The following is a 21097-nucleotide window of genomic DNA, read 5'->3' as shown; positions in this document are numbered from 1 at the left end:
TTTCTCCTTTCGGTTGGTAAGATGTATAGTCAGCCTTCCTTGTCTCCGTCCAGCAGCTCCCGGCGAAGCTCCGCCGGCAGCAGGAAATCGAAATCACAGCCCAGATTCGCCTGCAGCACCCGCTCATGGAACAGCAGGCCGTAGCCTCTGTCATAATGAGGCTCCGGCGCCTTCCAGGCAGCCCGCCGCCGGGCCAGTTCCCCGTCCGGCACCTTCAGCACCAGCTTTCTCGCGGCAATATCCAGCTCGATTTCATCGCCGTCCTGTACCAGCGCCAGCGTTCCTCCTACAGCCGCCTCCGGCGCCGCATGCACGATCAGGGCACCGTAAGAGGTGCCGCTGATCCGTGCATCGGAGATGCGGACCATATCCCTGATGCCGCGCACCAGCAGCTTCTGCGGGATCGGGATCTGCCCGATCTCCGGCATCGCCGGCGCACCTTTGGGGCCGGCGTTCTTGAGCACCAGCACACTGTGCTCATCCACCGCAAGCTCCGGGTCGTCGATCCGCAGCTGGAGATCCGCCGGGCTCTCGAACACCACCGCGCGCCCGGTGTGCCGCTTCAGATGCGCTGATACCGCAGTCTGCTTAATCAGCGCACCATCCGGGGCCAGATTGCCGCGCAGCACGGCAATTCCGCCCTGACTATCCAGCGGCTCCGCCACGCTGCGGATCACCTCCCGGTCCAGCGTGGCCGCCTGGACCAGATTCTCCGTAACCGTCCGGCCGGTTACGGTCAGGCAGCCGCCATGCAGCAGCGGCTCCAGCTCCTTCATCAGTGCAGGCACGCCGCCTGCCTCGAAATACTCCTCCATCTGATATTTGCCCGAAGGCCGCAGATTCAGAATGAACGGCGTCCGGCGGCTGATCTCATCGAACATCTCCAGCGGCAGCTTCCGGCCCAGCCGCTGCGAAATCGCCACGAGATGGATGATGGCATTCGTGGAGCCGCCGCTGGCCATCGTGACCGTGATGGCGTTCTCCACCGCCTCTGCGGTCATAATGTCGCGCGGGCGGATATCCCGCCGCACCAGCTCCACAATCTGCTTGCCGGTCCGCTCGCAGAGATGCCTGCGGCGGCTGTCCGGCGCGGGGATCGCCGCGCAGCCCGGCAGCGCCATGCCGATGGCTTCGGCAATCGAGGCCATCGTGCTGGCCGTGCCCATCACCATGCAGTGCCCGTCGCTGCGGCAGATGGCGTCCTCCGCCACCGCCAGCTCCGCATCGGTGAGATTCCCCGCTTTATGCTCCAGCGTGAAGCCGTAGCAGTCGGTGCAGGCACCCAGGCTGCGTCCGCCCAGGCGGCCGTTTAGCATCGGCCCGCCCGTAACCACAATGGACGGAATGTTCACACTGGCTGCGGCCATCAGCTGGGCAGGCACTGTTTTGTCACAGCCGCCGAGCAGCACCACCCCGTCAATGGGATGGCCCTTCATCATTTCCTCCGTGTCCATCGCCATCAGGTTCCGCAGCAGCATCGTCGTCGGCTTGACATAAGGCTCGCCGATCGAAATCGTCGGGAATTCCATCGGCACCCCGCCGGCCTGCCAGACCCCGCGCTTCACATAATCCACCAGCTCATTAAAGTGCGAATGGCACTTGTTCAGCTCACTGAAGGTATTGCAGATACCGATTACCGGCTTGCGAAGATCCTCTTCTGTATAGCCCATTGACTTCGTAAACGAACGGTGAATGAAGCCCCACAGATCTTTTTCCTGGAAATAGGCTTCACTCTTCAGTCTATGTCCGGCAGCACCGCTCCCGGCACTGTCCGCCCGGCTGGTTTCCTTATGCTCCTCCATGCTTCATCTCCCTTTGGCTTCCAGCCCCTTTTGAACCCGTCAGACCAGCCCGAGGATTTCCGGTGTCGGCCGGTGGATAATTGCTTCAATGAAATCCTCCGCTACACGCGGCAGCTTTGTTCCCTCCGCAAGATCGTTGATCCGGTACAAGGCATCCAGCATCTGCTGCGTACCGAAGAACGGATAATCCGAACCGAACAGCAGCTTGTCCTGCACCCCGTATTCCGCAGCGGAGACCAGTGCATTATAGAACTGCCACGGCCTGCTGCCGAGTGCAGACACATCCATGTACAGGTTAGGATGCTTGCGCACCAGCGAGATGCATTCATCCACCCAGGGATGGCCCATATGGGCTACGATCATTTTCAGCTTCGGAAAAGACCTGGCTATTCTGTCAAGCATCGCCGGGCGGGAAGCATCGAGATATCCCTCTGGAACAAAGGAGGTTCCCTGATGCCATAGAATCGGAACCCCCAGCTGCTCCGCTTTGGCATAGAGGGCCATATGTTTCGGATCATCCGGATAGAAGTTCTGATAGATCGGCGCCAGCTTCAGTCCCTTCAGCCCCAGCTCGCGGACAGCCGTTTCAAACTTGCCTACACAGTCCAGATCATTCGGATCTACGCTGGCAAAACCAAACAGCCTTCCCGGGTCCGTACGGCAGTATTCCGCCACATATTCATTCGGCACCACCAGCCCGGTGGCAGACGCCGCCATCGCCAGCACAATAGCTCCCGAGAATCCTTCCAGGTTGCCCCGGTGCTGCTCCGGTGTTGCCTCAATATTCATATCCGGGCCCCAGGCGCGTTTGATCGCGGCATCCGTAGGTCCTGCCACCATTCCCGGTCCAAACAAATGAGTGTGTGAATCAAAAATCATCTCTGTACCTCCTTCAATCTACAATTCACTTCCGTTAGCCAGATGTCCGCCATCTACACGTACCGTTTCTCCCGTCACATACGCCGCTTCGTCTGAGGCCAGGAAGAGAAACACGTTCGCAACCTCCTCTGGAGCCGCTGCCCGTTTCATCGGAGTATGCTCCGAATGGGACGGCAGTCCGCTTTCCTCGCGCAGCCTGCGGTCCAGCGGGGTATCCACGAAGCCCGGCGCCACAGCATTGACCCGGATTCCATAAGGAGCCAGCTCTACCGCCATAGACTCCGTCAGCAGGATAACAGCTGCTTTGGAAGCATTGTAATGGGCAAGCTCTGCGCTGGCCGATATCCCGTTTTTGGAGCTCATATTGATAATCGCACCGCCGCCGCCCTGGCCGATCATCTGCCTGGCGGCCAGCTGGCCAAGCCTGTACACCGCACGGACATTGATCTCGAAGACCGCGTTCCAGTGTTCTAAGGAAATATCGAGAAAGGATTCCCTGTAGGCAATGCCCGCATTGTTCACCACGATGTCCATCCCGCCAAAGTGCGCGAAGGCCCTGGTTGCAGACGCCTCAAGCTGTGCCGGGTCGCGCAGATCGCAGACCTCCGTGGTCCAGCTTCCGCTGTAGTCTGCCAGTTCATCAGCGGCAGTAAGCAGCTCTGTTTCGCTGAGGTCCAGCAGGACCACGCGGGCCCCCTCCTCCAGGAATCGGCGGGCAATCGCCAGCCCGATGCCCCGCCCGGCACCGGTTACCAGCACTCTTTTTCCAGCCAGCCTCATGATGTAGACACCCCGCCTTCGTGGTTTAGAGTACTCCGTATTTATCATAGACCTGCCGCAGTGTGGAGCCCGCCAGCAGCTCATCGCGTGTATGATTCTCGCGTGTCGCCTTATCCGTCGCCAGTGCGAATACTTCATCAATGATCGCGCCCGGTATCACCACCACACCGTCACGGTCGCCGAAGATAATGTCGCCGGGATTCACCAGCACACCTCCGCACAGCACCGGAATATCGTATTCAATAACGATTCCGCGCCCCTGCGAATCTACCGGCTTGGTGCCGGTAGCGAAGACGGGAAAGCCCAGCTCCAGAATTTTGGCCGTATCCCGGATTAAGCCATCCACGATCGCCCCCCGCCCGCCTCGCATCTTGGAGGCCGTTGACAGCAGCTCCCCCCAGAGGCCATTCTGCCTGGATTCATTCGTGCAGCCGATCACAATCTCTCCCGGCTTGACGCTGTCTACCGCTTCAATTTCCTTGGTGTAAGGATCTTCGGGCAGATGGTGGATATCTACGGACAGAACGGTTTTGGCACGTCCGGCCACCACCCAGGAGGGATCGACCGGATTGATATTCTCCCGCATTACCTGATTGCGGTAGCCGAGCTGATCCAGCGTATCGGAGATTACCGCAGAGTAGAGCGTCTCACACATCGTATCGAACAGCTTCTGGTCATTCATTTTTCATCCCGCCTCTTCTATTAATGTTGAATCTTGGATCCTCCTATCGGGATCTGGCCGTGTCTACGTGTCTAAGTGAAGAACAGCCTGGAATTCCCGCCGTTGTGGCCTTATCGTTAACCGTGCAGCTTAACCGGCTGCCCTGCCTGCACGGACCGGTACGCATTCAGTGCCACCTCCGCCGACCGGAGACCGTCCAGTCCGCTCACCGGTACCGGTAAGCCCTCCAGCAGCGCCTGCACAAAGGCCTGCAGCATCAGTCCGTTCATATCGTCTCCCCAGAAGGACCAGCTGCCTTTGCCGGATGCTCTGCCGTATACATTGTTCTTCTGATTGAAGGCATCGATAGAGATGACTCCCTCTGTCCCGATAATCTGCAGGGTCACATCGCCCCAGGTAGGAAATCCGGGATTCCGTGACCAGCTCGGGTCCAGAACGCCAAACACGCCATTCGCAAAGGTCACATGCACCATGCCGGAATCATCAATCGTCCGCTTGTGTTCGGGATCGAATAAGGTTCCTGCATAGGCATAGACCTGCTCCACCGGTGAGCCGGTGAACCAGTTCATCAGATCCATCACGTGAACCGTATGATCCAGCACAGCGCCACCGCCCGAAAGCGAAGGCTCGGCGAACCACGCCGGACCCGGAAACGAACCTCTGTTGGTTCCTTTAAAAGCTATAATCTTTCCGATCTCCCCCCGATCGAGCGCTTCTTTGGCCCGGACCACCGGGGTCAGAAACCGGCAGGGAAAAGCAGTCATCAGCTGGACCCCCTTGGCTTTGCAGGCTGCAATCATCCGCTCCATTTCCCCGGCAGAGAGGCCCAGCGGCTTCTCGCAGAGAACATGCTTGCCTGCTTCGGCAGAGGCAAGGGTATGCTCCGCATGATGAACATTCTCCGAACATATAATCACCGCATCTATCGACGCATCGGCCAGCAGTTCACGGTAATCGGTGTAGTAAGGGATGGAATGGCGCTTAGACAGTTCCTCTGCCCGCTCCGGCACAGGATCGGCGATTCCGCCCACAGTCACCTCCGGCATCTGCTGAAGACTGGCCAGATAATCATAGGCATGGGCATGGGCGAAGCTGATCATTCCCACATTTAGACGTCTCATTGGATCACTCCTTTGGCATTAAGCTTAACGGGAAGTCCGGTTACCCCTGATCTCACGGCAGCTTCCGCCCAGCGTACAGCCTGAACGGCATCCTCTGCCGTCACCTTAGGCTCCGCACCGCTGACAAGGCACCGCAGGAAATGCTCCAGCTCTTCATAATAGGGGTCCTTCAGCAGCACGCTTGCAGGGGTTTCCACGAACCCCGGAGCAGACCCCGAGGTAACTGCCCGCCGGACATGCACGCTCTCCCCGTCCGGTGTTCCGCCCGAGATAATGACCTCCGCACCGGCATATTCAAAAGCTGTATGAAACGGACCCGGATACCCCCAGAAAGCCTCCAGTTGGGCAAGCGTTCCATTCCCGAAGCGAAAGGTCGCGGAAGCATAGTTCATCGTCTCCGTCCGATGCTCGAAGGCATATACCTCCTCCGCTTCACCAAATGTCCCGCGGATATAATCGATATCGTGAATCATCAGGTCCACAATCACGCCACCGCTCAGCGCCGGGTCGCGGAACCATTCCTGAACCTGGCCGGGATGCGAGCCTGCTCTCTTGGCATGATAGATGCCGCCCCCGCCTCCGCCATGCTGCCTGATCCCTTCCGCAAGCTGGCTGTAGGCGGGGAAGAAGCGGACCACATGTCCGACAAATAACCGGACACCCTTACCGTTACAGTATCTGACCGCCTCTTCGGCTTCTGCGGAAGTCAGCGCCAGCGGCTTTTCGCAGATCACATGCGCACCATAGTCCGCAGCCAGCCGTACCAGCGGCACATGCAGATAGGTCGGGACCGCTATACTGACCAGATCCGGTTTCTCCTGTTCGAGCATCTCCTGTGCCGACAGGTAATACTTCACACCTGCCAGCACTCCAAGCCTCTCGGCCGCTTCCCCATTGATATCGCATACCGCGACGAGCTGAGCCTCAGGCATGGACAGATACCTGTCCGCATGAATGTTCCCCATCCCGCCGCAGCCGATCACTGCTGTCTTGATCATTCCGGTTCTCCCCTTTCCGAATGTAACTCCTTATTACAAAAGAACAGCCTGTCCGTATCATCGGGTACGATTAAGCTCCTTACAGAAGCACGGTCTGCCCCGTTACTCTGCTCTCATTAGCCGCTTCAATAAAGCGGATCAGCTCCAGCGTCACCGCCGGGCTTACGGGCGGAGGCGCTCCCCCCGCCATCAACAGAAACTGCCTGAGCAGATTCTGATGGCCTGCTTCATATTGTCCGCCCAGCGCATGGACTGCCGTGCTGCCCCGTTCCCTGTGCAGCACCGCATAGAATTCAGAGCCGCCGGTCACGTTGCCGCGTATGGTTCCGATCCGTCCGTCCCTCCACTGCCCCGCTGCCCATTCCTGGGTATCATTGCTCACGGCCCTCACTGAAACGCAACCTCCGCCAAGTGCAGCATATAGCATTTCTGCGGTATGAATGCCGTACCAGAATAATCCCGGCTGGGTCGGCTGCAGCTCTAGCGGACCGCAGCAGTCTGCTCCTACAATGGAGCCTGCACTCTCATCCTTAAGCGCCGCATTCAGCGGACCGCCGAACCGGACCATCGAGCTGGAGAAAACGGGCGTCCCGCAGCTTGCTGCAAGCTCCATAATCGCCCGGGCATCCGCGCTGGTGACCGCAAGCGGCTTGTCGATGAACACCGGCTTGCCGTAGGGTGCCAGAACCGCGAACTGTTCACGGTGTACTCTTCCGTCTGCAGAGGTCAGAAGAACGGCATCCACTCTCTCGGCCACTTCCGCAATGGAAGCCACCAGCTCGACACCGTAGTGCTCCTGTAGCTCCCTGCTGACCGATTCCACCCGTGAGGCGCTTAACGGGAAATCCGCCGAGCCTCCGGCATACCCGCAGATCAGCCTCCCGCCGGGCACATGCAGCGGATGGGACACCTGGTTCAGCATTGAAGCATAGATTCTGCTGTGTGAGGTATCCATGCCCACCATGCCAATGTTCAGCTCTTTCAATTCTGCACCTCCGCCCCGCGTAGACTTGGGTTAACAAGTACTTGCAGCAACTGCTGTATTCCGTTCCGCTGTATTCCGTTCCAAGTGGAAATTCAGTGATAGTTGTATAATGTACAATTAAAAACAGGGAAAAGAGTGGCTTGGCCCTTATAACTGCAGTCTGTACAACTAAATCTGCCCGAAGGAGCGGGAACCAAGGTAGCGAGGCCGTTTAATTGTACGAAATACAACTAAACGGATTATTGGTTGTAAATCAGACGATTTAGTTGTACAAAGTACAGTTAAGCATACCGGCATACCGCAAACTGTTTACCGCATAGGCCTAGGCAGATACCGTAATCGGGTCATCGCAGGCTTCAGCAAGCGATTTCCCAAAGTGGTTTTCAGGGGTTTAAATCTGACGCTGCTACACTATATAGATTGAACTTGAAATGATTCCAATGGCGATGTTGTTCATTACTGCGGTGAATATTTGCACTTTCGGCCGCTGCCCGTCTGCAGATTTCTTAATGTGTACCACTGTTCGCGGTGGAAATCCGCAGACAGCTTATGCTTCCGCTGCTGGCTTTCCTATGGATAGCTTTCAGGCAGATGCTACCCTCATACAGCTCCAGTTCCAAATTTCCCTCCGCCGCTGTTCCCTGTCCGTATATTTTTAAGTTCAATCTATATAGCAGTTAATGAACGCCCCCATCTGCCTGCGGAGAGCATAAGGTTAATTGTGGTATGCACGTTCCCGTACGAAACGTTCCAGCAATGCCATGTACGCTTTGCCCACCTCTTCAATGCTGTACACCGTTCTCGCCTTCTGCTCGCCCAAGATCATCAGGCGTTCCCGCAGGACGTTCTCCCTGAGCAGCCGGGCCACACGTTCTACACATTCCTCCTCATTGCCGGGGGCATAGAGCGATACACTCAGCTCGTCGTCCAGCAGCTCGGGCAATGCCCCGACCTCCGGCACTACAACCGGGCACCGGCACGCCATGGCCTCCAGGACAGTCATCCCGAAAGACTCATTGCTGGTAGTACTGACATACACCCCGCCACTCCCGGCCACCGCAGAATAATAATAGTGCATCTCTTCATAATCCACTTTGGGCAGCCACTCCAAATGCCGGAGTCCCAGCTCCTGCACTCTCGCCTGGAGTTTGCCGGTAATTTCTTCGGGAGCGGTGTAACCGCCGACAAGCATGAACTGCAGGTCCGGGAATTGCGCATTCAGCCTGCCTGCTATGTTCAGGAAGGACTCCCAGTTCTTATGCCGGTCCAGCTTGCCAACCCACAGAATGGTAGGCGGCCGCTTGCCGGAGAGGGGTTCGTATTTGAATAATTCCGTGTCCAGGCAGTTATTGATATGACAAGCATCCGTAATCCCGATTCCCTCCAGCATTGCCTTCATATAAACAGAGGGTGTGATGACATAATGAAAGGGCAGACTTTCCCGGGATTCAGCCAGCTTCCGCAAGGGCTCTTCATAGGTGGTATGCACCTCATGAATGATCAGCCTCCGTTTTTCCTCCGGTCCAAGCGCTTCATACAGTTCATAGGTATCAATGGTGATGATTACATCAAAGTCATGCTTGTCAATGTAGCTCCTGATTTCAGCAGGTGTTCCAAGGATACGGACATGCGTATAGCCTTCAAAAGCGCCGGCCCCTCCGTAATCCTCAAGAAAAGCAAAATGCACCTCCGCACGGCCGCGCAGAAACTTAAACCTGTTCGCCAGCTGCGTGGTGACTCCGCCCAGCAGGCAAAATTTATAGAAGTATAGGATCTTCATAGTTCCTCCTGTCTTGCCGCCAAGGCCTGCATCCGGTACAGTGCTGTTGATCTGGCAAAAAACAGCCCTCCTTCGCCGTCCGCCGCGAGCAGCCGGGCATCCTCGTCCAGCACCTCAAGCCTGCCCTGGCGCACATCGTATTGGAACAGTGTGTTCATGGCCACCCCGTACAATATGCCTTCCCTGTACAGCAGCTCGTTGCCTCCCCGCCAGAAGTGGGTCATTCCTTCCCAATCCGCCGGGCTCACCTGAACCGTCCGTTCCGTCTTCAGCGTGAACGGATCAAACAGAAAGAGCAGCCCTGCGGTGAGTCCCCATACCTTGCCCTCATCATCCAGTGCAAGTGCCGGGATGGCTTTTTCGCCCGGTACCGGAACACCCTCCCACACCTTGCGGCGGCTGTTCACATCCCAGATCATCAATGACGCCTCCTTCCGCTCCGGCGCTATGCCGAGCCCTCCCCAGACGGAGCCTCCGGCGAACAACAGCTCTTGGCCTGCAGCCAGCGACACGATGCTCTGCTGCGGCAGCAGCCCCCTGAACACCCCACGCACCCCGGTTCCGGGATGCAACAGGGTAAGTGCACCTCCATGCCGGCCGTAGGATGGTACGGTTCCGATAGCCAGCTCTTCTCCCGCCCGGGTCCAGGCAAAAGCACGGTCCTGTTCTTCGCCTTGCAGGGAGAAAGCCAGCCGGGGGTTAAGGCCGGGATTCCATTCCCGTGACGGATCATAGGCGAAGATATTCGCCTTGGGATAGACGCCCAGATACATAATGCCGCCGGCTTCCATCATGCCCTCAATCTGCCCGATCCCCCGGCGGGAAACAATTTCCGAGGTCGCCGGATCGAAACTGGCCAGTCCGCCGGCGAAATAACCTCCGATGTACAGCTTCCCTTCCGGACCCCAGGCCAGGGACTGCAGATGAACCGGCTGCCCCTGCAGCATGAAATCGATGACCGTGTGCCGGTCATTCTCCGGATCATAGATCCAGCAGGTCCCGTCCCTGTGCACACCTGCCAGACAGCTGCCCCGCGGATTCAGCGGATGGCCCTCCAGCCAGCCGTAATCTCCTGCGGGTTCCGGCATGGCAAGTGAAGTAGGTGTAAGCATGCCCGTTGCCAATGCATAACGCTGCAGAACATCATCCTTGATGAAATAGATATTCCCGTGACGGTCAGGCGGAGACATGCTGAGTCCACTTACATGATCTATGGAATTCTCCCACCGCCGCAGCTTCAGATCATAGATATACAATCTCGAACTCGGTGTTATCCGAATTATCAGCTTCCCGTGGACAATATTCAGATCATACACCAGCTGCTCTGTGCGGCTCTCTTCCGGCAGGCTGATTTCTCTCCGTTCACCTGTCTCTGTGTCCAGTTCCACAATATGCGGACACCGGGTACCTGCCCCCACATACAGCTTACCCTTCCAGGCTTGCATGCACCGGGCATATTGCTCCCCGTCCACCATGACACCGTAATCTCTGAACTGTCCCGTGGACGGGTTATATTGAAAGACTTTGCCGCCCGGATAGCAGCCTCCATAGATGTTGCCTTCGTTGTCAGCGGCAAGCCGCCAGGTGTAGAACTCGCCCGGAATCATCTCCCCCAGGTTCTCGATGCCCTGTTCATGCGTAAACCTGTAGAGAATTCCGCTGCCGCCGATATAGACTCCGCTGGCCGCCGCAACCACTCCCCAGCAATGATCCGAGCCTTCCAGCGCGAATTGCTGTACCGGCCGGGTGCCTGCAGGATCGAGAACGAACAGCATGCAGGGACTGCCGGAGGATACGGCATAGATCCGGTCCTGCCCCAGCCGCTTGCCATAGGCCGACGCCCATACCGCAAGACCGTTCAGCGGCTCGCCGATCCGCAGCGCCTCCATCCTCATTGCCCTTCATGGGCTTGGGCTGCAGCCGGCTCTGCTTCCTGAACACCGGTTACGGGATAGGCGAGCACTGCTCCCAACAGCTCTGCCGGAGATTGTGCATACTGCCTGAACGCATCGGCTGAACGCTCCAGAGGGAACACCTTGCTGATCAGCGGTCCTACCTGAATATCACCCTCAGCGATCAGCCGGATATATTCCGCCATGTTGCGTCCTTCGGTCCAGCGGACGTAGCCATAAGGATAATCTATCCCTTGCTTTTCATAGACAGGATCATAGCGGCCCGGACCGCCTGCTCTGGAGATCAGCACCTGCGCTTCCTTCCCGAACATCAGCTCCCGCGAGAAGTCCGCCTTCACATCTCCGACCAGCAGCACCTTCCCCTGGTTCCTCACCCATTCCAGCGCCTGATCGACAAGCCCGCCGGATTTGCCCCCGGCACAGATCATTACGGCATCCGCTCCCATTCCCGCCGTCAATTGTTCCAGATGCGAGCTGACCTGCTCCGGATTTACAGCAATGTGGCGGATGCCCAGGCTCTCAGCGATGCTGCAGCGTGCTTCAAGCAGATCATAGACGATGACCCGGCAGCCGGCAGCCCTGGCAATTTGCGCTATCAGCTGACCGAGAATCCCTGCTCCAATCAGCACCAGCGTCTCGCCGAACTTCAAGTCAGCCTGCCTTACGGCATGTACCGCTATTGCCCCAAGACCTACCGTTGACGCCTCCAGCGGACGGACATGCTCCGGAACCGGCACCATTAGATGCTGCGGCATCAGCAGCCATTCCGCGTGTTTGGCATACGGCCCCCCATAACAGGCCACCCGCTGACCCTCCGGCCAATGCTCCATTCCTTTGCCCCGGGACCGGATGATCCCTGCCGCACTATATCCGAGAACTATAGGCTTCGGACGGTTCGCGCCGTTCATCATCATTTCTGTTCCGGGGCTGATGGCCGAATATTCAGTCTCGACGAGCACGAATCCGTCCTCCAGCACCGGAGCGGGAATCTCAGCCACATTAATTTCACCATTCTGGGATAATACCGCCTTCATATAGCCTCTCTCCTCCCGACTGCTTCGCGCAGAATACGGTTCGAATGTTGTTTTCTCTATTTATGCTCTATTTACGCTCTCTTATCTGCCTACTCTTTCAGTGCCCCGATCATGACGCCTTTAACGAAATACTTCTGCAAAAACGGATAGATCATCAGAATAGGCACCGTTGCGATAATAATCGTCGCAAACTTGATGGATTCACTGATGCGGAATACCTCGTCCTGTGTAACTCCAGCCAGCATATTCTGCGCGGAGGACTGAATCAGAATTTCCCGCAAAATCAGCTGCAGCGGAAACAGATTACGGTCCTGCAGATAAATCATCGCCGAGAACCAGCTGTTCCAGTGTCCCACCGCATAGAACAGCGTCATTACCGCCAGTACTGGCATCGATAACGGCAGCACAATCCGCAGCAGAATGCGGAAGTCATGGGCACCGTCGATTTTGGCCGATTCCACGAGGCTCTCCGGTATGGACTGGAAGAAGGTCCGCATCACAATCAGGTTAAAAGCACTGACCGCGCCCGGTAGCAGCAGCGCCCATCTTGTGTCGTACAGTCCGAGCTCACGCACATTCAGATAGGCCGGAATCAGCCCCCCGCTGAAGAACATCGTGAACACGATAAACGCCATAATCAGGCTTCGCCCCTCCAGATTTTTTCTGGACAGCGGATAAGCGCCAAGCGTGGTAAGTACCAGGTTGATAAAAGTGCCCGCGATGACATAAATGACCGTATTCCCGTAAGCCGTCCAGATCCGCTGGTCCTCAAAAACCAGCTTGTACGCATCCACATTAAAGCCCTTCGGCCAGAAGCTGATCTCGCCGGCGGCGATGGCATGCGCATCACTGAACGAGGATACCAGTACATACCACATGGGATACAGGAACAGGAAGGAACATAGGATTAGGAACAGAACATTGCAGCTGTCAAATATCACTTCCGGAATGCTGCGTTTGATGACCACTGTCTTCCCTCCTAAAAGTTTAATGAAGCTATACTTCCTGCATGAGTTACGCAATTAAACCGGCTTCGAAAGCATATCTCCCCTCACCATAAGCTGCTTTCGGTGGTCTTCCGGCTGATCCGGTTCGCCAGCACCAGCAGCGTAAAATTGATCACGGAGTTGAATAGGCCTACCGCCGCCGAGAAGCTGTAATCGGCTTCCATGACACCGCGTCTGTAGACAAAGGTGGAGATAACATCCGCCGTGACGTAGGTTCCCGGGTTATACAGCAATATAATTTTGTCCCAGCCTACATTCAGCAGGGTCCCGACATTCAGAATCAACAGGATCAGCACTGTGGGCAGAATTCCCGGCAGGGTAATGTGTGTAAGCTGCTTCCAGCGCCCCGCCCCATCCACCACTGCAGCCTCATAGAGGCTTGGGTTAATGCCGGACAGTGCCGCCAGATAGATGATAGAGTTCCAGCCCAGGCTCTGCCACATGCCTGAACCGACATAAATGGTGCGGAACCACTCCGGCTGGATCAGAAACTGAATCGGCTCCGAGATGATTCCGATGCCGAGCAGCAGGCTGTTGATAATGCCTCCGGGCTTCGTGAAGTCAATAATCATGCCGCAGATGACGATTAGTGAAATGAAATGCGGCAGATAAGACACCGTCTGCAGGAAGGACTTCAGCTTTTTGATCCGCAGCTCATTAAGCAATAATGCAAAAGCCAGTGAGGCCGGAAAAATGAACAGCAGCGAATAAAAGCTCATCAGAAAGGTGTTTTTCAGCAAACGGAAGAAATAATAGCTCTCAAAAAACTTCTCGAAATTTTTGAAGCCCACCCAGGGGCTGCCGGCTACACCAGCGAAAGGATTGAAATCTTTGAAGGCGATCACCGCCCCGTACATCGGTTTGTATTCAAAAATGAGAAAATACAGCACAGTGGGCAGCAGCATGAGATAGAGATACCGGTTGGCCATCATACGCTTCAGCGAAACGGAACTCCGTTTCGTCCGCTGTTTCCTGCTTTTGGCCTTGATTGCATTTACGGGTACAGCCATAGGGTGCTCCTTTCCCGGATACAGGCGGTGGTACTGGCCGTCAAGTGCCAGGGGGCTGCCGGAATTTCCGCAGCCCGCCCGGCCAGGACAACCCTGCTCCGCTTATTCTCCTTTAAAACGCTCGTATGCGGTCTGGTACTGCTTCAATACCTCGCCAATTCCCATTTGCTCCAGCTGCTTTATAACTTTGTCATAATCATCGAAGCTCTGGCGCCCCATAATCTGGGCATTGACCGTTTCAGCCACATAGGTCTGAATATCCGCCATAAGAGGAACCACAATTTCATTTTCTTCAGCGGTGAATTGTACCGGCGGCAGCTTCGCGTCAAAGTCAATGTAATCCTTGTAAATCTCCAGCGGATTCTCCGTTTGTCCGTTCGCTTCACGGATCTGTTCGGCATAACGGGTATCAGCAACTGTAGCCCAGCTTCCGCCGCCGATGGTATGATTCAGCAGCTCCTGCGTATTGGTCAGCCCGTTCGTAGGATGAGTAACCTCTTCCTTATATACCGGCTCGCCGTTCACCAGATCATAAGATTTGCCTTCCACCCCGAAATTGTTCAGCAGAATGCCTTCTTCAGAGTACTGGTAGTCCAGCCATTTCATCACTTCTTCCGGATGTGCGGTCTTCGAGGATACGGCAAGCCCATGGGCCGCAGCCTGCCAGCGGAAGGAGACATGACGCTGATCGCCGTTTGGCCCCTTCGGAGGAATGGCCGCAGCAATTTTGAAAGTGTCATGCTTGCCTTCCATCAGCGTTGTGAAGTTCCCCATATAGGAGCCCGACCAGCCGAACCAGGCACCGGCCACATCCGTGGTCACCTTCTCCGTCAGCGTCTGGAATGTCGTATCCACCAGATAGTTCGGGTCCAGCAGCTGTTCTTCATATAGACGGTTCAGGTAGGCAACAACCTCCTTGAACCGCGGATCATCCGGCCCGAATTTCACTTCACCGTTATCCACAAAGAACCCGTATTCAACACCAAAAGCCGGGGCGAACAGCATCATAATATTCTCCAGATTGACGGTGACGAGCGGAATTTCATCTTTTTTGCCATTACCATTGGGATCCTGCTCCCTAAAGGCTTTAAGCATGTTATACCAGTCTTCGGTAGTTTGCGGCATCGAAAGTCCCAGCTTCTCCACCCAGTCACTGCGGACCTGAGGGAACATTTGGGTCAAATCCTGGGAATCAAGTACGAGGTTCGGCAGATAATAGATATGCCCTTCAGGCGAAGTGATTTGCCCCCGGATATCCGGGTGGTCATCGAGGAGCTTTTTGAAGTTTGGCGCGTATTTGTCGATCAGATCTTCCAATGGAAGGAGTGCTCCCTGAGCGCCGTATTTGCCGGAGTCCGTCCCCCACAGATCGTTATAGATGATATCGGGAAGCTTGCCGGAGGACATCAGCAGACTGAATGCTTCTGCGCTGGCTTCTGTACTGTGCTGAAAGTCGATATGAATGTTGGTGTTCTCTTCCATTTGCTGAAAGGAATATTTCTCATTAAAATTGGTTCCCCGGAAGTTGCCCCCGCTGGGAGACCAAAGGGACAGCTCCAGCTTGTCCGCCACAATCGGCACCTGAAGTCCGCCTACGGACCGGCTTCCTTCTACAGGAGCAGACGTCCCACCCGGAGTGCCCGGAGAGGCTGAAGGTTCAGCAGCATTACCTCCTTCATTGTTTGACCCTCCACAGGCGGACACCAGTGTAACGAGCAGCGCCAGAACAGGCAACAACAGAGCTAACTTCCTTTTAGCAACATTCATAATTCAACCCCCTATTAATAAGTAAAAGTAAGATGGTTCCTATGATATATTTACTAACACACCAGAAGGGAATCAACAGTACATCAACGTTAGCTCTTTAAGATTAGCCATCAACGCCTTTCGATTTGATTTTCTCCATCAGCCCTTTGCATTTTTTGATAATCATGACATTTCTCGCCTTTCTGACTTCTTTCTGACTCACAAACAGTTTAATCAGATCTACACATTTCCAAAACTGATATACATCTGATGTATTTATTATATTTTCACCTATCCCTTAAGTCAATTAAATTTTGACTATTTATCAGCATTTATGTAATTATACATCACATTAATATTTCATCAATCGATTTCATCCACCAGATATTGTGAAAAAGCTAACATGAAATGATATGAAACAGTTCATAGTTTTCATTTCACGTTTTCTTTTTACACTTCTGCAAGTATTAAACGCCGCAAAAAAAGCGCAACAATAGCAAAAACCTGCCATCATTACGCTTCATATTCGATTCCAACCCGCCGCAGCCTCCGCTCAGGTGGACGTATTCGTTGCCCCCTCCGCTTTCCCCCTGTTTTCTTCAGCAATAAGCCGGCCCATTTCCTCGTACAGTGAGGTCTCATTAATCATCCTGGACCAATACGCATTCAAAAGCTTGCGGAAGCTTTGCAGCACAGCAATAGGAAGCCCCAAATCTCTGAGGTATGAAAATGTTGGAAATAACTCTCTGTACATCAGATATCTCGAAGGACGGTTCAAATGATCATCCACAGGCATTTCTGCAATCCGTTTGCGTGCCGGAATACTGACCGAACGTTCGCGGATCATCCGCTGCGCCTCTGCCGAAGCCAGGAAGCTGACGAATTGCCGTGCAGCCTCTTTCTGCCGGGAATTACCCACAACCGCTGCACCGATGGTGACGAGCAGTGTTTTTTGCGGATCCTTGGCTTTGAGCGTAGGAAGCGGGGCCAGGTCATAGTCCAGGGAAAGGTCCTTGAATTCATTCAAATTGTAGTAGGTCGCCAAGATCATCGATACCTGCTCCTGGACAAACAGCGATATTGTTTCATCCTCATGATTGCCGGCTAGATATTTAGGGAATATCTGATGATTGTTCACCAGTTTGCTGTATATATCCAGACTGTTGGCGGTCTCGGGACTCAGCGTAGGATGGTGCCCTCCGTCCCCCATGATCCGGATGCCGCTCTGCAGCAGAAACACCGAATAGCGATTCTCGGAAGCCGGTACAAAATACACGGCGTGGCGCCCCCGTTTCTCCGACAGCTGGCGGGCCGACTCGATCAGATCATCCCAGGTCCAGTAACTGTCAGGTTCAGGCAGGTCAGCCTCACGGAAATGGGCTTTGTTATAGCAGAGCACCACGGGAGAAAAGGAAATCGGATAAGCAAAGAGCTGCCCCTCATGCAAAAAGGCTTCGCTTGTGATCGGATACAGCCCCGGATCAGGCTCCAGCGTCTCCAGGAGTTCCGCGGAACCGCTCTCAGCCATCTCCTGAAATTGGGTGCTGTTCAGCGACAACACATCCAGCATCCCGTTGTTCATCAGCTCCAAGGCAGAATTCACATGATCGAAGTCATTTAAGGCGAGCGGCAGAACATGTATCCCGGGATGCAGCCGGTGGAATTCTGCAATGAGATCGTCCAGCTTGAAGTCCTTGGTCAGGGAAGAGCTGCAGCCGAAATGAATACGGATCCTTTCCCTGACCGACTCCATTACCACACTGCCCACACGGTCAATCTTCTGAATCAGACCTTCTTGTACAAGGATATCCAATCCTCTGCGCACGGATTTGTTACTGAGCTCAAATTGTTTGGCCAGCAGGCTCTCGGCAGGAAGATACGCTCCGGGCTGCAGAATACCGCTTAGAATATCTGTGCGGAGCTTGCTTACCATATAATCCAATCTTTCCCGGAAGGACTGACGTCCTGATTTATTATTCATGTACAATTCTCCCTGCACCACTTAAATTTACATCATGACCTTTTTATTGTGCTTCAACATTGAAGGGTTGTCAAACACAAACGGTGCTGCTTCTCAACCATACAACATTTAGACCTGCCTATTCGGAGCGGGCTTAAGAATCTCATTCTCCAACAGAATAATGTTGTTGAGGATGCTCTGATCATCCGGGAGGTATCCGGAGGCTATCTTGTTATGATGATAGGATAGTTTATATTCATTTAAGTGGTAGTAGCATAAACCCAGCTGCATGTGGGGCAGCCAGGTTCTGGCCACATCATTTGATATGGTCCAAGGATTAACAGGCGGCGGCGATTCGATAGCCAGCTTATACCAGTACACCGCCTGATGATATTGCTCCTTTTCCAGAAAGAAATAAGCCAGCCGGCAGCAGAATTCCGGACGGGGAATATCATAGGTGAACGATTTGAATATCCACTCCTGCTCCTTGTCCCGGTTACCCATGTGGTAATAACAATCTGCCAATTTCGAGCAGACATGGATTTCGTCCTCTACTGTATGTTGGTAAGAGTCTATGAATTGCAGGTAATAGAGAACGGCCTGTTCATACAAGCGATGCTGATGCAGCTCCATGGCATAATGCAAAGTATCCCGTGATGTAAATTCCGCCCCGGAGGACAATAGCATTTCATATATTCTCAGGTTCCGGTCAGCATCCGAATCGTTATGACTCTTCCTATGAGTAATCATAATATCACTGTCCAGGCAGCCGCCTTCCTCTATCGACAAATCCTCATGCACCGCCCCGGTCCACTGGTAATTCCGGGAGCGTCTGACCAGCCTTACGCGCCGGACCTTTAACGTGGCGTGCCCGGATTCATCAAAGTCGCAGTGATAGGGCATAGACACCATATCTATGTCAGGAAGCAGTGAGCGTTTGAGCTCCAGCAGCTTCTTCAGCTCCTCCGGCAATAGCACATCATCTGCATCCAGCCACAGGATATAATCCATCGACGCTTGTGCAAATGAATAGTTCCGGGCTGAAGCGAAATGATGATTCCACTTGAAATCCCGGACAAGAGGTGTCCATTGCCCGGCTATTTCTCTGGTGCTGTCTGTGGAGCCGGTATCCACAATGATGATTTCATCCACCGCATCCTGCACAGACTGCAGACAACGTCCCAGTACAGCTTGCTCGTTCCTTACGATCATGCACAGGCTAATCGTAATCATCTTCCTCACCTCTCTTTAAGGATTGACCGCTACTCCTAGAGGGGTGGTACCCACGGTTACGGTAGAAGTGACCGTATTGCTGTTCCCGTCGATAACGGAGAGCGTATTGCTTCCGGCATTCGCTACATAGGCCCCATTGGTTAGCGAATTTAACGCTACTCCAAGCGGGCTGAGCCCTACCGGTATTGTAACTGCAACAGTATTGGTATTGCCGTTAATGACGGATACATTGTTACTGCCCTGATTGGCGGAGTAAATCAGGTTTGTGTTGGGATTCACATCTATTCCGCTTGGCACAGTGCCTACAGTAACAGTAGCAATAATGATATTGGAAAATCCGCTAATAACCGAAACATTATTGCTTGCTGAGTTCGTTATATAAATCCGGTTGGTACGTTTATTCGCTGTTACCCCTACAGGAACGGCCCCAACAGTAACTGTAGCAATAACGGAATTGGATATTCCGCTGATGACGGAGATATTGTTGCTGTTTGAGTTTGCTATATAGATCCGGTTGGTGACCGGATTCACCCATGCACCAAATGGCCCCGCTCCTACGGAGACAGTGGCAATCACTCCATTGCTGTTTCCGTCAATCACCGAGACATTATTGCTCCCTAGATTCGTAACATAAATCCGGTTGGTATTGGGGTTTACCCTCAGACCATTTGGTGTAGTCCCCACAGTAACAGTAGCAATAATTGTATTGCTGCTTCCGTCGATCACGGAGACGTTCCCGCTATTCTCATTGGCTACATAAATCCGGTTGGTAACAGAGTTCACCTCTACACCAAACGGCCCGGCACCCGTTGTAATAGTACCGACAATAGTATTCGTATTCCCGTTCACCACTGAAATGTTGTTACTGCCATTATTGGTCACGTATATCAGATTAACGGATGCGGGCTCCGCCGATCCTGTGACTCCGGTAGCTCCGGTAGTTCCAATCGCTCCCGTTGCTCCCGTCGCTCCAGTAACTCCTGTCGCGCCCGTAACCCCTGTCGCGCCCGTAACTCCCGTCGCTCCCGTAACTCCCGTCGCTCCCGTCTCTCCTGTCGCTCCAGTAACTCCCGTCGCTCCAGTAACTCCTGTCGCTCCCGTCTCTCCTGTCGCTCCCGTAACTCCTGTCGCGCCCGTAACTCCCGTCGCTCCCGTCTCTCCCGTCGCTCCCGTAACTCCTGTCGCTCCCGTAACTCCTGTCGCTCCCGTAACTCCCGTCGCTCCCGTAACTCCCGTCGCTCCCGTAACTCCCGTCGCTCCCGTAACTCCTGTCGCGCCCGTAACTCCCGTCGCTCCCGTCTCTCCCGTCGCTCCCGTAACTCCCGTCGCTCCCGTAACTCCTGTCGCTCCAGTAACTCCTGTCGCTCCCGTAACTCCTGTCGCGCCCGTAACTCCTGTCGCTCCCGTAACTCCCGTCGCTCCCGTAACTCCCGTCGCTCCCGTAACTCCTGTCGCGCCCGTAACTCCCGTCGCTCCCGTAACTGCTCCCAATAATTCAGCGGAAACCAGGCGGTGCGCCGTCACCAAATTACCCGTAGCGTCTTTTCCCCATACAGAGATCTGGACCTCATCGTTCACGGAAGCAGAGGTGGTGAAAAGAAATTCAAAGGCATTCAGATTCGCAAAATACGTTTTGGTTATCACTTGATTCGGGTTCAGGCTCAGAGTTTCACTCACATACAACGTTCTTGTCCCATCCAAAAAATAGCCTTCGACCACAACCGTCGAACTGGACACACTGCTTCTGTTGTCCACTTTGACTGTCAGCTGTTGAGTAGGTCTTACACCTGTTGAGGCTGAGACATTGTTCTCGATCGGCCCTGTAGATAATAAACTCATTGTTCCTTCTCCCCTTTCATACTTACTGTTATTAGAAGTGATGCTTTCTGACCTAAGAATCCATCTTCAATATAGTAGTATTCAAATTTGATATTGCCGGTATAGACGTAGTTACTTTTTAGCGCATAAATGTTCTTCTACCTCAATTAACATTATAAAATCCCCCAGAGAGGTCGTATCCCCGCCGGCTCTGCATTATTAATTGGAAAAACGTATCTTAAATCGGGTTATTTGGAGCGTTTGAGATAATTAGTTGGATAAACGTCATTTAATTTCATACATTCTCTCACTCTGAACGATTTCCGGCATATTAAGTGCTGTTTATCCA

16 protein-coding genes are annotated in these 21097 nt (G+C 54.2%); all 16 read right to left on the bottom strand.

The features are described 5' to 3' along the window. Window positions 1-29: 29 nt before the first annotated feature. The 16 genes from PBOR_RS11505 to PBOR_RS11430 all read right to left on the bottom strand — a co-directional run bounded on the left by PBOR_RS11505 (window position 30) and on the right by PBOR_RS11430 (window position 20769). Window positions 30-1802 carry an IlvD/Edd family dehydratase gene (locus PBOR_RS11505; RefSeq protein WP_081972003.1) on the bottom strand — a complete coding sequence of 591 codons (1773 nt, stop codon included), beginning with the start codon at window positions 1800-1802 and terminating at the stop codon, window positions 30-32. A gap of 39 nt (window positions 1803-1841) precedes the next feature. Beyond that, window positions 1842-2681: an amidohydrolase family protein gene (locus PBOR_RS34960; protein WP_047171597.1), complete on the bottom strand. Its 840-nt coding sequence runs from the start codon at window positions 2679-2681 to the stop codon at window positions 1842-1844. Between the two features lie 18 nt (window positions 2682-2699). Further along, entirely contained in the window at window positions 2700-3461 is a 762-nt protein-coding gene (locus tag PBOR_RS11495) for an SDR family NAD(P)-dependent oxidoreductase (protein ID WP_042211788.1), read from the bottom strand. Window positions 3462-3486: 25 nt separating this feature from the next. Further along, the gene (locus PBOR_RS11490; RefSeq protein ID WP_042211787.1) at window positions 3487-4143 is read right to left on the bottom strand and encodes an RraA family protein; all 657 of its coding nucleotides are present in this window, start codon (window positions 4141-4143) and stop codon (window positions 3487-3489) included. 116 nt (window positions 4144-4259) lie between these two features. Next, window positions 4260-5264, bottom strand: coding sequence for a Gfo/Idh/MocA family protein (locus tag PBOR_RS11485; protein ID WP_042211786.1), 1005 nt, complete (start codon window positions 5262-5264; stop codon window positions 4260-4262). Beyond that, entirely contained in the window at window positions 5261-6262 is a 1002-nt protein-coding gene (locus tag PBOR_RS11480; RefSeq protein WP_052429429.1) for a Gfo/Idh/MocA family protein, read from the bottom strand. Before PBOR_RS11480 ends, PBOR_RS11485 begins: the two co-directional genes overlap by 4 nt. Window positions 6263-6341: 79 nt before the next feature. Then, a complete protein-coding gene (locus PBOR_RS11475; RefSeq protein WP_245648132.1) occupies window positions 6342-7247 on the bottom strand; it encodes a Gfo/Idh/MocA family protein in 906 nt (301 codons plus the stop codon). A gap of 715 nt (window positions 7248-7962) precedes the next feature. Further along, window positions 7963-9027: a glycosyltransferase family 4 protein gene (locus PBOR_RS35400; RefSeq protein ID WP_052429428.1), complete on the bottom strand. Its 1065-nt coding sequence runs from the start codon at window positions 9025-9027 to the stop codon at window positions 7963-7965. Beyond that, on the bottom strand, window positions 9024-10922 hold the full coding sequence (locus PBOR_RS11465) for a WD40 repeat domain-containing protein (protein WP_245648131.1): 1899 nt from the start codon (window positions 10920-10922) through the stop codon (window positions 9024-9026). The genes PBOR_RS35400 and PBOR_RS11465 overlap by 4 nt, the downstream gene beginning before the upstream one ends. After that, window positions 10919-11974 (bottom strand): zinc-dependent alcohol dehydrogenase, encoded by a 1056-nt coding sequence (locus PBOR_RS11460; RefSeq protein WP_042211784.1) that lies wholly within the window; start codon window positions 11972-11974, stop codon window positions 10919-10921. Before PBOR_RS11460 ends, PBOR_RS11465 begins: the two co-directional genes overlap by 4 nt. Before the next feature lie 89 nt (window positions 11975-12063). Continuing rightward, window positions 12064-12942, bottom strand: coding sequence for a carbohydrate ABC transporter permease (locus tag PBOR_RS11455; protein ID WP_042211783.1), 879 nt, complete (start codon window positions 12940-12942; stop codon window positions 12064-12066). A gap of 83 nt (window positions 12943-13025) precedes the next feature. Further along, entirely contained in the window at window positions 13026-13991 is a 966-nt protein-coding gene (locus tag PBOR_RS11450) for an ABC transporter permease (RefSeq protein ID WP_081972001.1), read from the bottom strand. 102 nt (window positions 13992-14093) lie between these two features. Beyond that, entirely contained in the window at window positions 14094-15758 is a 1665-nt protein-coding gene (locus PBOR_RS11445) for an extracellular solute-binding protein (RefSeq protein WP_042211782.1), read from the bottom strand. A 532-nt stretch (window positions 15759-16290) separates the two neighbouring features. Continuing rightward, complete coding sequence (locus PBOR_RS11440; protein ID WP_042211781.1) at window positions 16291-17718, bottom strand: extracellular solute-binding protein; 1428 nt, start codon at window positions 17716-17718, stop codon at window positions 16291-16293. A 108-nt stretch (window positions 17719-17826) separates the two neighbouring features. Beyond that, entirely contained in the window at window positions 17827-18930 is a 1104-nt protein-coding gene (locus PBOR_RS11435) for a glycosyltransferase (protein WP_042211780.1), read from the bottom strand. Window positions 18931-18945: 15 nt separating this feature from the next. After that, window positions 18946-20769: a YVTN family beta-propeller repeat protein gene (locus tag PBOR_RS11430; protein WP_081972000.1), complete on the bottom strand. Its 1824-nt coding sequence runs from the start codon at window positions 20767-20769 to the stop codon at window positions 18946-18948. Window positions 20770-21097: the final 328 nt, after the last annotated feature.

Source organism: Paenibacillus borealis (assembly GCF_000758665.1).
Lineage (GTDB): Bacteria > Bacillota > Bacilli > Paenibacillales > Paenibacillaceae > Paenibacillus_AQ > Paenibacillus_AQ borealis.
This window is presented reverse-complemented; position numbering and strand designations above follow the sequence as displayed.